This window comes from Terribacillus saccharophilus (assembly GCF_000725365.1).
GTDB classification, from domain to species: domain Bacteria; phylum Bacillota; class Bacilli; order Bacillales; family Amphibacillaceae; genus Terribacillus; species Terribacillus saccharophilus.
In genome coordinates this window covers 2,871,174-2,882,723 of record NZ_CP008876.1, presented here as the reverse complement: position 1 = coordinate 2,882,723, position 11,550 = coordinate 2,871,174, and the positions used below count along the sequence as shown (strand labels likewise).

The 11,550-nt window shown below is 43.5% G+C and carries 13 protein-coding genes; 5 read left to right on the top strand and 8 right to left on the bottom strand.

All coding sequences use genetic code 11. The annotated features are described in order from the left end of the window. Positions 1-15: 15 nt before the first annotated feature. Complete coding sequence (gene pdxK / locus GZ22_RS14405; RefSeq protein WP_038563932.1) at positions 16-825, bottom strand: pyridoxine/pyridoxal/pyridoxamine kinase; 810 nt, start codon at positions 823-825, stop codon at positions 16-18. A gap of 240 nt (positions 826-1,065) precedes the next feature. Between pdxK and GZ22_RS14400 the strand changes: the two genes are divergently transcribed. Together GZ22_RS14400 and GZ22_RS19015 are read left to right on the top strand one after the other, a co-directional pair. After that, positions 1,066-2,670, top strand: a complete 1,605-nt coding sequence (locus GZ22_RS14400) for an HsdM family class I SAM-dependent methyltransferase (protein WP_038563930.1) — start codon at positions 1,066-1,068, stop codon at positions 2,668-2,670. Between the two features lie 93 nt (positions 2,671-2,763). Continuing rightward, a complete protein-coding gene (locus GZ22_RS19015; RefSeq protein WP_038563927.1) occupies positions 2,764-3,591 on the top strand; it encodes a methyl-accepting chemotaxis protein in 828 nt (275 codons plus the stop codon). Between the two features lie 41 nt (positions 3,592-3,632). Here the strand turns inward: GZ22_RS19015 and GZ22_RS14390 are convergent, their stop codons facing one another. Then, complete coding sequence (locus GZ22_RS14390) at positions 3,633-4,172, bottom strand: acyl-CoA thioesterase (RefSeq protein WP_038563926.1); 540 nt, start codon at positions 4,170-4,172, stop codon at positions 3,633-3,635. 31 nt (positions 4,173-4,203) lie between these two features. Then, positions 4,204-5,643, bottom strand: coding sequence for a cardiolipin synthase (gene cls / locus GZ22_RS14385; protein ID WP_038563923.1), 1,440 nt, complete (start codon positions 5,641-5,643; stop codon positions 4,204-4,206). 172 nt (positions 5,644-5,815) lie between these two features. Between cls and rarD the strand changes: the two genes are divergently transcribed. After that, the gene (gene rarD, locus GZ22_RS14380) at positions 5,816-6,736 is read left to right on the top strand and encodes an EamA family transporter RarD (protein WP_038563921.1); all 921 of its coding nucleotides are present in this window, start codon (positions 5,816-5,818) and stop codon (positions 6,734-6,736) included. A 7-nt stretch (positions 6,737-6,743) separates the two neighbouring features. Here the strand turns inward: rarD and GZ22_RS14375 are convergent, their stop codons facing one another. Together GZ22_RS14375 and GZ22_RS14370 are read right to left on the bottom strand one after the other, a co-directional pair. Then, positions 6,744-6,995, bottom strand: coding sequence for a hypothetical protein (locus GZ22_RS14375; RefSeq protein ID WP_038563918.1), 252 nt, complete (start codon positions 6,993-6,995; stop codon positions 6,744-6,746). 80 nt (positions 6,996-7,075) lie between these two features. Continuing rightward, complete coding sequence (locus GZ22_RS14370; RefSeq protein ID WP_038566144.1) at positions 7,076-7,273, bottom strand: DUF2188 domain-containing protein; 198 nt, start codon at positions 7,271-7,273, stop codon at positions 7,076-7,078. Positions 7,274-7,490: 217 nt separating this feature from the next. Between GZ22_RS14370 and GZ22_RS14365 the strand changes: the two genes are divergently transcribed. Together GZ22_RS14365 and GZ22_RS14360 are read left to right on the top strand one after the other, a co-directional pair. Then, complete coding sequence (locus GZ22_RS14365) at positions 7,491-8,396, top strand: GDSL-type esterase/lipase family protein (protein ID WP_038563917.1); 906 nt, start codon at positions 7,491-7,493, stop codon at positions 8,394-8,396. A 14-nt stretch (positions 8,397-8,410) separates the two neighbouring features. Then, positions 8,411-9,046 carry a YpmS family protein gene (locus tag GZ22_RS14360; protein ID WP_038563914.1) on the top strand — a complete coding sequence of 212 codons (636 nt, stop codon included), beginning with the start codon at positions 8,411-8,413 and terminating at the stop codon, positions 9,044-9,046. Between the two features lie 36 nt (positions 9,047-9,082). Here GZ22_RS14360 and GZ22_RS14355 read toward each other — a convergent pair whose 3' ends face one another. The 3 genes from GZ22_RS14355 to liaF are packed head-to-tail and all read right to left on the bottom strand — an operon-like array spanning position 9,083 to position 11,471. Then, complete coding sequence (locus tag GZ22_RS14355) at positions 9,083-9,715, bottom strand: response regulator (RefSeq protein ID WP_038563912.1); 633 nt, start codon at positions 9,713-9,715, stop codon at positions 9,083-9,085. Beyond that, positions 9,712-10,755, bottom strand: coding sequence for a sensor histidine kinase (locus tag GZ22_RS14350; RefSeq protein WP_038563909.1), 1,044 nt, complete (start codon positions 10,753-10,755; stop codon positions 9,712-9,714). Before GZ22_RS14350 ends, GZ22_RS14355 begins: the two co-directional genes overlap by 4 nt. After that, entirely contained in the window at positions 10,752-11,471 is a 720-nt protein-coding gene (liaF, locus tag GZ22_RS14345; RefSeq protein WP_038563907.1) for a cell wall-active antibiotics response protein LiaF, read from the bottom strand. The genes GZ22_RS14350 and liaF overlap by 4 nt, the downstream gene beginning before the upstream one ends. Positions 11,472-11,550 lie beyond the last annotated feature (79 nt).

The following is an 11,550-nucleotide window of genomic DNA, read 5'->3' as shown; positions in this document are numbered from 1 at the left end:
CTCATCCATCCCTGCTTATTGCTGTGGCATGGACTTTCTGGCACCATGATTGACAGGGCCTACGTATTGATTAAGCTGGAAGCCTCCGCGAATCGCTTCTGTAATGAATGTCTTCGCTTCATAAATTGCTTCTTTTACACTGCTTCCGTTTGCCAACAGTGCACAGATAGCTGCAGAACTTGTACAGCCAGCACCGTGTGTATAAGTCGTATCGACATTCTCACTTTCAAGAATTTCGAAGCTTTCTCCGTCATAAAGCACGTCAATCGCTTTATCTGTTTCAAGCTTGCTGCCGCCTTTGACAAGGACATATTTTGCACCAAGCGCATGAATCTTCTGCGCCGCTTCTTTCATTTCTTCCACAGAATGAATCAATGGCATTTGTGCCAGTTTAGCAGCTTCGAACAAGTTCGGTGTAATGACAGTCGCAAGCGGAACCAGTTTCTCCCGAAGACTAACTGTGTTTTCCGGCTGCAGCTCTTCATCCGCACCTTTACATACCATAACCGGGTCAATGACTACATTTGGGATGTTGTTTTCTTTAATCATGTTTGCAGCCAATTCGATGATTTCTGGAGAACCTAGCATTCCTGTTTTCACCGCATCAACACCAGCTCCCACTACGATCGTGTTCAACTGTTCTTTTACTGTATTCACATCAACTGGGAATACTTTATGATGCCAGTTATTATAAGGATCCATTGCAACGATTGTCGTCACAGCAGACATTCCATATACGCCAAATTCCTGCATCGTCTTCAGATCCGCTTGGATACCCGCTCCGCCAGAGGAATCTGAGCCTGCAATTGTTAATGCTTTTTTCATGTCCCTTACCCCTTTTGCACACATGCTGTCATTTTTTATCACTGGTTGTATTATACTCCTTTTCCTCCATCTCTATCAACCAGCCTGCATACCTGCATAGTGAAAGAGTTAACTTTAGATGAATTCTGCTTTATATAAGGTTTTTCGTCAATATTCCCTCCTTTTACTGGAAAACTATGTTGGATTTGTAATACAATGAATCTAGTTGTTTTTACCTATTTTTTTAGGAGGTTTTCCCTGTTGGAAGAGTATGAATTAGAAGAGTCATATTTAAATAAAAGCTCCGCGCTCCATCGTCGGCATTATGGCCAGTATTTCACTCCCGATAATATTGCAGACATAATGAAACAGTGGGTGTTGCATAATTTGCAAGGTACTCGGCTACTTGACCCTGCTGTTGGTCTGGGGAAGCTAGTCAAAGATATACCAACTACATATGATATTGATGCATACGATGAAGACTTAGAGATACTGGAAGCTAACAGGGACTTTTTCTCATCCCACCCATCCATTCAGTTATACACACATGATTATCTTGTGGATAGCTGGGACAAAACGTATGACGGTATTATTTGCAACCCCCCTTATATTCCTTTTCGAAACGAAGATGAAAAGGAGATCTATTTAAACTTATTCCGGCAGAATATAGGCGTCTCGCTTTCTACATATACTAATTTGTACGGTCTATTTATATTGAAAGCTCTGCATCAATTGGATGAAAATGGACGCGCTGCGTTTATTGTACCCTCGGACTTCTTGAATGCTAGGTATGGGACGAAAATAAAAGAGTATCTTCTGCAAGATAGCAGCCTGGAAATTATCATCAACACCGATATTCAAATGGGTTGGTTCAAAGGAGCAGCGACAACTAGCTCTCTGCTGCTATTCGATAAGTCAAACAGAAGTGATACGATTGAGTTTATCCGTACGCAATCCAATGAAGAGCTTCAGCAGGCAGCAGTTTATATGTTATCTGATCGGAAAAAGCCTCACGGTATTCTTCATCATCGACAGGAATTGGTTCCCTCTGATAAGTGGAGATTGCATTTCTACCAGGAAGACCAGCAACGTTTTAAGAACGTGCAGCCGCTCAACCATTTCGCTGCTGCTAAACATGGTATAAAAACTGGTTCAAATCAGTATTTTTGCTTTAACAACAGTAAGATGCGTCAGTGGAATATTGGCAAGCAGCACTTTCTGCCTTGTATTTCTAAATCAGCTCAATTAAAGGACCCTTTTTTTACGTACATTAATTACAAGCAGCTCGTGCAAAAGGACGAACAAATGCTTTTGCTGTACGCAGATGATGAGCAATTAGAGGATCATGCACTGGTACAGTATTTGGAGGATGGAAAGGCCCATCGAGTTGATCAGCGGCATCTCATCCGCTCCCGCAAACCTTGGTACCGGTATCCTGTTTTGGATGCAGCGCCTATCTTGGTAAGTGTGTTCAATCGGAAGCAGATACAGTTTGTCCGAAATAAAACTAATGTACGACATCTGGACCAGTTGATCGGTATTTATCTTTATGAGGAATATGAAGAGGATGCAGACCTTTTCATGGCTTATTTCCTCAGTGAAAGAGCGCAAGAGCTGATGGCAAATCCTCATAAAGAATATGGTAAGGATCTGAAGAAACTGGAACCAGATGATCTGAATTCATCCTTAGTCCTGGATGTTCAAGCACTTTCGGAGGAACAGAAACAGGAAATACGCAGTCTTTATGAACGGATTGAATATTTAACGACACATGACGGAGATCAGCGTGAATTGGAACATCATTATCAGCTGCTGAATGCATTATTTCATGATTGGATACAACCATATGAGGAAAAGGAGCTGTAAAACAGCTCCTCTTTTTTTGGTTGAAAACGCTAAACTATTATTAAATTTTTCCGATAGTAGAAATGTAAATGTATAGCTACAAGGGGGATTACATTGGAAAATAAAATCGAAGCAATAATCACAGCAGTTCCATATATGAAAGCAATCCTTAGAGAAGAAGCAATGATCACTATTTTTGATGCAGAGCATTATCTGTATTATTCTCCAAGTGCAGATCTAAACTTCCACCACCAAGCTGGAGATTCATTACCTGAAGACTACAAACAGTTCAAGCAAGTCAATCCAGACGGTGTTACTATCGTAAAAGTACCGAAAGAGCAATTCGGCGTACCATTTGATAGTATCTCTATACCGATAAAAGATGATGCCGGAAAGATAATTGGCGGAATGAATTGCGCAGTGACGACAGCTAAACAAGATTTGTTCAAAGCCATTATCAGCAGTATGGAAAGCGCAACCGATGCTTTACTAGGAAAGATACAGCATATTGCGGCACATTCTGAGGAGCTGTCCGCAACGACAGAGCAAATCTCTGAAAATACACGTAATACAGTGGCACACTCTGCCAAAATAACTGATATTGCCGGCACGATCAAAGGTATCAGCGAGCAGACGAATCTTCTTGGCCTCAATGCAGCCATTGAAGCAGCGCGTGTCGGCAGTGCTGGTGCCGGATTTGGTGTTGTGGCTACAGAAGTTCGCAAGCTCAGTATTGAATCAAAGAATGCAACCGTCAGTATCGAAGAAACACTTCGCGCAATAAAGGATTCCATCAACCGGATGCAAAATGACTTCCAAGAGATTGCTAGTTCTTCCCAAGAAGAAGCCAAACTAGTAACTGAGTTTATGACGGAAATTGAAACGCTGACGAAAACAGCTGCTGACCTGCGTGAATATGCAGAAAAAAATATATTGACATAAAAAAAGACGAGCCTAGCATTAAAGCAGGCTCGTCTTACTTTTTATTCTTCGAAATTACGACCGTCGTTACGATACCATGGATAGTCAGTTCCGAATGCCACTGCCATTTCCTTGGAGCGTTTCAAACGTTCCTTACGGTAAGCAGCACGCTGTGGTGCACCATCGTGCAGCCACTTCTCTTCCGGGCTCTCCGGAAATACTTCTGGTACTACAATCGGCTGTTTATTGTCATCCAGCGCAACCATCGTTAAAAACGCAGTTGCCGATACCTTTCTGTCTCCTGTGCGCAAATCCTCTGTCACTGCCTTGACGAATACCTCCATAGAGGTATTATTTGTCCACGTAACAAATGCTTCTACACAGATTGTATCTCCTACTTTTACAGGTGCAAGGAAATCTACACTGTCAGTTGAAGCTGTAACAACAAGCTGTCTAGCATGGCGGTATGCAGCAATTGCCGCTACGTCATCAATATGAGCCATAAGCGTTCCTCCGAACAGTGTACCGTGATTGTTCGTATCAGGAGGAAGTACATGGGACGTTTTAACTGTCAAAGATGCGATACATGGTTTCGATTTCACTATGGGTTCCTTCTTTCCGCCAGACTTTAGGCTACAAGATCGGGGAGATCAAACGCGAAAGGGATTCTTTAAAACGGATCCAGTTTGACCTCTGTTTATATAGTTTATGTGAAAGCTGTGTTGATAATAGGATATCCTCTTCAAATTTTTCTTTCAATACCCCTGCCGTATTTTGATCATATAAAAATGCATTCACTTCAAAATTCAGGCGGAAACTTCGGACATCAATATTAGCTGTCCCGACAGAAGATATCTTATCATCTACAACAATCGTCTTCGCATGCAGGAAGCCATTTTGATAAATATAAACTTGGGCCCCTGCCTTGATTAAGTCGCCTGCATTCGAGTAAGTTGCCCAATAGACGAATGGATGATCCGGCTTGTTAGGTATCATAATCCGGACATCAACCCCTGACAGCACAGCAACCTTCAGTGCATCCGCCAGACTCTCATCCGGTATGAAGTATGGCGTTTGAATATACACATATTTCTTGGCTGAGAGAATCATCTTGATATAGCCATGCTTGATTTGCTCCCATTCCGAATCAGGTCCGCTTGAGACAATCTGTACCCCCACATTGCCGGCTGGTTCTGACAAATAATAGCGATCTTCATACTCAATATCATGCCGGGATGCTTGGTTCCAATCCAGAATAAAGCGTGTCTGCATTGCTCTTACGGCTTCTCCGGTAATCCGCAGATGCGTATCACGCCAATAACCGAATTTACGATCATATCCTAAATACTCATCCCCGATATTAAAGCCGCCAATATAGCCGACCTTTCCATCGATGATTGCCAATTTCCGGTGATTTCGGTGATTGAGCTTCAGATTGATCTTCGGTATGAAGGACGGGAAGAAAGCCTCGATCTCAACACCAGCTTTCACGAGCCTGCGAACATAGTTCTTTTTGATGCTTCGCGAACCCATGTCGTCATACAAGAAGCGTACTTTCACGCCTTCTTGCGCCTTCTTAATCAGTACATCTGCCAACCTTTCGCCAAGCTTGTCGCTTCGCACAATATAATACAAAAGGTGGATATGGTCCTTTGCCTGTGAAAGATCATGCAGCAGCGCATGAAACTTCTTCTGGCCATCCGTGAACAGCTCCACATCATTCCCCTGAGTCAATATCGCATCATCGTTACGCAGATGCATGTAGGCAAGGTCTTTGTATTCCTTGACGGCCTCCTGTTTATAGACGAATGTATCTTCCTCGATGGCACGCAATTGGGCCTGAACTTGTTTCTTAACCCCAAGTCTGGATTTCGTATCCCAGGTGAATATCTTGCCCGAGAGCTTGCGGCCAAAGAGCAAATAAATCACGAAGCCCGCAACCGGAATAAAAACGAGTACGAGCAGCCATGCCCATGTAACACTGGCATCGCGCCTTTCCAGGAAAACAATCGCTAGTGCCAGGAGAATATTTATGATAGTTAATAATCCTAATAAATACGCAAATATATGCACATGAGCGTCTCCCTTCATATGTAGCATATTTCCAATTACCCATACTAATATATAGTATTACATCAAGCATTGACAACTTCTTGTAATCCAAAAGGAACAAAAGTATTGAAAAGCGTCAAACCCAACCTTACACTTAAATCATACAGAGATAGAAAGAGAGGCTCATAATAATATGCAATCGCAATCATCCAAGTCCGGTGTCGTGTATGCAGCAATCGCATACGTGATGTGGGGCGTACTGCCGCTTTTCTGGAACTTACTAGGGGAAATAGATGCAGGTCATTTGCTCGCTCACAGAATCGTCTGGTCCTTTGTCACAATGATCCTTGTAGTCCTTTTGCTAGGGAAAATCCGTCCCTTTTTCAAACAAGTAAGAGATTTATTTTCAGATAAACGCGCGTTCTGGGGTCTGTTCGCAGCTTCCTTGACCGTAAGCGTCAATTGGCTCGTCTTTATCTGGGCGGTGAATTCCGGACATGTTCTGCAGTCCAGCTTAGGTTATTATATAAATCCGCTGATCAGCATTTTGCTTGCCATGATCGTCCTGAAGGAAAAAAGCACCCGCTTGCAAATTGTAAGCTTTATCCTTGCCGCTCTTGGCGTTCTTTATCTGACCATCAGTTATGGTGTGTTTCCTTGGGTATCATTCCTGCTGGCAATTAGTTTCGCTGTTTATGGCCTATTGAAGAAAGTCGTGACAATTCCGCCGATGTTCGGTTTGACAATCGAGACGATGTTCGTCACTCCGCTGGCCATTTTGTATCTGCTATTTGCGCCTGCAGCGCATAGTGATCCTATTCCGACAGGTACAGCTATCATTCTATTCTTGTCTGGAGCTGCCACAGCCGCACCGCTTCTGCTGTTCGCCCATGGAGCCCGCAGACTTTCTTTAACACAAATAGGCTTGCTTCAATATATCGCACCGACACTCATGCTTCTCTTAGGTGTCACTTTATTCGGCGAAGCATTCACACATGCACATCTGATTGCTTTTTCATGTATTTGGGGCGCTCTAGTCCTCTATACCATTTCGGGCATCCGGCTGAAGCGCCTGACCACAAAGCAGCTCAAACAAGCCCAAGCTGCAAAATAAGCCACCTTTATTTACGAAAAGGTGGCAAGAAAAGCAATAACACAAATAATCCACATAAGATAGTAGCAAAGATGTATAATGTCCCTTTGATGATCTCCTCCTGAAACAAGAAGGAGAATATACTGGTGACAAGCAGCAGTAATGCTGTTATAGCGGCTGGGATGAATAAAACGAACGGGTTCTTCGTGAAATGTCGCAGTACTCCGATACTAAGCAGTGCAATTCCAGAAAAAGCTAACAGCAGCAAGGAAAAATCCATACCTGCACCTCCTGCTGTTCAGCTTATTCAGGAACTGCCCAAACGGTTATAAAATACCGGCAATTCCTGCCGGTATTTTTTTAAAACTGCCGTTCTTCTTCTACTTCTTGTTTTGCATCATAGATGACAAGTTTGCTAGGCGCATTTTCCTTAGCAAGTCCTTCCGCTTCCAAAACAGCATCATCGCGTGTGCTATGGTATTCCATTGGTGCTACATTTTCGATTTTCACGTACCAGCCAGATACATCTTTATTCGGGACAACACTGTATTCTTTCATATTATGTTCCTCCTTCATGCTTTTATAGGTTTTGTTCCCAGCTGCCCATCTCGTGAAACATTGCGTGCCAGCTGTTCCCACTATTCAACTCCTTTTAAATCTAGTAAGATATACTTTTACATCTAATTTACAATCGTATTTTACCGTATGCTCCTGTCTAAGTAATTTAACAGCGGGAATACGTAACTATATTTCTACCAAACGAGGGTGATGATGCTTGCAAAAAAGAAAGATCTACCTGATTATCGCATCGTTCCTGCTCGCTATCGTCATCGGCGCAGTGATTATCTTTGCTGCATCCGATCAAAAAGCAACAGTCACCAATGCTCCTACAGAGGTCGTTCCAAGTGAAACTGATTCCTCCGAAAATGCTGATGAAGACCCTGCTGCATCTGAAGAAGAAGCAGATACTTCTTCCGACATAAAAGATGCTTTCCAGCGATTGCTTAAGGATACGCTCGGTCTCTTTATCAAAGAAGATCTGCATATTACAGCTGTCGGTGATAGTTTGACCCAAGGAGTCGGTGATGAGACGGAGAATGGCGGCTATGTCGGAATTCTTCAACGGACCTTTGAGCAGACTGACGATCGTGTGAAAATTGATAATTTTGGTAAGCGCGGTAATCGAACAGATCAGCTGCTGAAAAGACTGGACGATCCCGTCATATCAGCCTCCATTGAGAATGCTGATGTTGTCCTGATTACAATCGGCGCCAATGATATTATGAAAGTGACGAAGGACCACTTCACCAACTTGGATTACGAGGACTATAGTGCTGCCATGCCGGACTATGAGGATCGAATGAAAGATATCTTCAATAAAATCGATCAGCTTAATCCAGATGCCGAAGTATATTTGATTGGTTTTTATAATCCATTTGAGGATAATTTCCCTGAACTCAAAGATCAGCTCGGTACGATCATCAATGAATACAATGATATCGGGGAACAGGTTGCGGAAGAAAACGACCAGCATTATATCGAAACAGCTGATTTATTCCAAAACGAAACAGCAAACTTATTATCAGAAGACTTTTTCCACCCAAATGAAGTCGGGTATGGAAAAGTTGCAGAACGGGTATTGGAAAGCATTAAGCCCGTTATACAGGAAGACGACGAATAGGCAGGTGATGTATCGTGGAAAACAGGAAGAACGAATCTCAGCCACCGAAACAGCGTGACTGGAAGAAATACTTTAAAATATTAGCTATTGCAAATGGTATCATTCTGCTGCTTTTATTGCTGCTCATTTTTCTTCCGGCATTCAGTCCAGCACCCGATCCGCCAAAGGAAGCACAATTTGACAGCTCTGACTCCTCTGAGTTCACAATCAGCTCAACAAAAGCAAATGTCAATGAACTGATAAACGCATATATCGATAAAGAGCTTAATGATAATTCCGATAATTATTCTGTCGTATTAGGTGATGACGCGGTGGAGCTAAGCGGAGGTATTACTGCATTCGGCGTGCGAATTCCACTTCAGATGACGCTCGAGCCACAAGTACAGGATAACGGGGATCTTTTGCTTGTACAGCGAGATATCTCACTCGGCAGTCTTTCCCTGCCAAATGATAAAGTACTCAAATATATAGATAGATATTATAAGACACCGGAGTGGGTAACTATTAATCCGGATGAAGAATCCATCTATGTCGCTGTTACCCAAATGGAATTAGAGAACAACTTCCACGTAGAAGTTGAGCAGTTCGATTTACCGAATGATAATCTCAGCTTCAAGCTGTATATTCCGAATGATACTTTCGGCTTGTAAATAAAACAGGGCATCCTTTTATAGGGATGCCCTGTTTTATTGAAGAAGCCCATTCTCATGAACATAAATTGCCGCTTGTGTCCGGTCCTGTACTTCAAGCTTACTGAGGATATTACTGACATGCACTTTGACTGTCTTCAAAGCAATGAACAGTTCTGAGGCAATCTCTTGATTCGATCTGCCCTTCGCGATTAAAAGCAGCACTTCCTGCTCTCTCGCTGTCAGCGTATCATGCAAAACGGGAGTTTGAGGCTTTCGCATGCGCGCCATCACTTTATTCGTCACTTCCGGCTCGAAGACTGCTGTGCCATTATATGTAGATCTGATTGCCTTCGCAATCTCAGAGGCTTTGGATGTTTTCAGCAGATAACTGGCAGCTCCCGCTTCTAGAGCTGGATAAACTTTATCATCATCCAGGAAACTTGTGACGACGATTACTTTTGCTTCTGGCCAGGCAGCAACAATTTGTCTGGTTGCCTCAATTCCATCCATCCGTTCCATCACAAGATCCATCAAGATGATATCCGGACGCAAATCAAGTGCAAGCTGCACCGCTTCCTCACCATTATCCGCTTCTCCAATTACTTCAATATCGGCTTGGGTGGATAGATAGGCGGAAACACCAATTCGGACCATCTCATGATCGTCTACAAAAAGTACCTTGATCATGCTTCTTCTTCCTCTCTGTCAAGCATCGGAACGCGTACCTCTAAGCGTGTGCCTTGCTTCGGCACACTTACCACCCGCAGATGGGCGCCGATTTCCGCTGCCCGCTCCTTCATATTTTGTAAGCCGTATGCTCCTGGCTGTTCTGTGCCCATTTCAAACCCGATGCCATCATCTGCAACAAGCAGGATAATAAAGCTGTCACGCTGCAGCAGTTTGATGGACAGACTTTCCGCTTTTGCATGACGCAGCGTATTTGATACCGACTCCTGCACAATCCGGAACAGCTGATCCTCGATACCTTTTTCCACAGGAAATGTATCCAGTTCCCAATCGATTGATAACGGTACCTTTGCCCGTAAATCTTCCAGGAGCAGCTCCATTCCTTCCTGTACGGTCTTCCCTTTCAGCGCAGCTGGTCTTAAGTGAAGTAGCAGTGCCCGCATCTCCAGCTGTGATTGCTGAACCATTGCCTCCAGCTGCTTCAGTGCTTTAAAGAGCGCTGTCTCTTCTTCCTCTGATTCTGTCAAAGCAGAGATCAGCATAGATGCTGCAAAAAGCTCCTGACTGACTGAATCATGCAGCTCTCTTGCCAGGCGATTCCGCTCCTCAGATACAATACGCTGAACTTCTTCTTCGCGGTCGATTACCCGCTCATTTGTCAGCTTCTGTGCGAGCTTAGCCTGTTCATTCATATAAGTCTGAAGTCTTTCCAGTTCAGCCCATGTCTGCTGCAGTTCGGTTAAGCTGAAGCTGCGTTTCTTCAAGGGCTGCTGACCTTCTCGGATGCTTTCCATTTCCCTTGTCGCCTGAAGCCAGCGCTTACGCCAATACAGCCCGGAGAATAATCCGAGAATAGCTCCAGAAAAAAGAACAAAAAGTGGCGCTGCAACTAAAAATGGTACGTTGCTTTCATGCTTCGTCCAAATATCCTTCCAATCATCCATCGGAAAATCAATAATGTACAATACAGCTAATCCAGCCAATAAAAGCAGACTGTACAGCATGCCGAAGCCAACATGGCGTTTCACGATATTGCTCATACGCGCACCACCTCCAGCTTACCGGCTACTACACTCGTAACGATCTTAATGCGCTGGGATGATTGCTGATAATCTTTCGTACGCATATGGATTACTTTATTCCAGCAGTTCTGTTCTCTGTGATCGAAAATCGTGACTGATCCATAAACAACAGAATGATGAACATCCACTTCGATATCATATGGCACAATGATGCGTACATTTCCAAGCATTTTACGTACCATCAGAACCGCCTCTTCTTTTGGCAGCACTGTATAATTCAAATCGATGATTGTATCACCGATGAAGGACTGTATATTCGTATCTTGCCACTCATAAACATTGCTGCCTGCCGACTGTGCACCAAACCAGCTGTTTTGGAACAGAGACTTTTGTTCGAAAACTTGTTCCTCTGAGGCATCCTGGTCAAAAGAAGGCTGATAGGTTTGCGGTTTATCTGTCGTACTATCATGGATCTTCGTAAAGTAATAGATGATACCCGCAGTCAAAACAAGATAAAAAGCGAATGATTGCAATAAACTCATGGCGACTATAAATATACCTACCCAAAACAAAATAGTTCCTTTACGACCGGATAACTGCCACTTTCCCAGATAGATGAACAGAATACCAAAGCCAATTCCGATCAGCACACCTGTCCCCGACAGCAGTAATTCAGCCACAAAAACTACAGCTGCTGTGATCAGCAGCCAGCGGATCATATCGTTAGGCTTCAACTCCGAGGCACTCCTTTCATGCGGCAAGTGTAAATAAGGAAGCACACAGCCGCCTGTGTCCTTCCTAGATTACCATGAT

Coding starts and splice junctions, on each gene's coding strand:
- pdxK (WP_038563932.1), bottom strand. CDS start 825: ATGAAAAAAGCATTAACAATTGCAGGCTCAGATTCCTCTGGCGGAGCG.
- rarD (WP_038563921.1), top strand. CDS start 5,816: ATGCAATCGCAATCATCCAAGTCCGGTGTCGTGTATGCAGCAATCGCA.
- GZ22_RS14375 (WP_038563918.1), bottom strand. CDS start 6,995: ATGGATTTTTCCTTGCTGCTGTTAGCTTTTTCTGGAATTGCACTGCTT.
- GZ22_RS14370 (WP_038566144.1), bottom strand. CDS start 7,273: ATGAAAGAATACAGTGTTGTCCCGAATAAAGATGTATCTGGCTGGTAC.
- GZ22_RS14355 (WP_038563912.1), bottom strand. CDS start 9,715: ATGATCAAGGTACTTTTTGTAGACGATCATGAGATGGTCCGAATTGGT.
- GZ22_RS14350 (WP_038563909.1), bottom strand. CDS start 10,755: ATGAGCAATATCGTGAAACGCCATGTTGGCTTCGGCATGCTGTACAGT.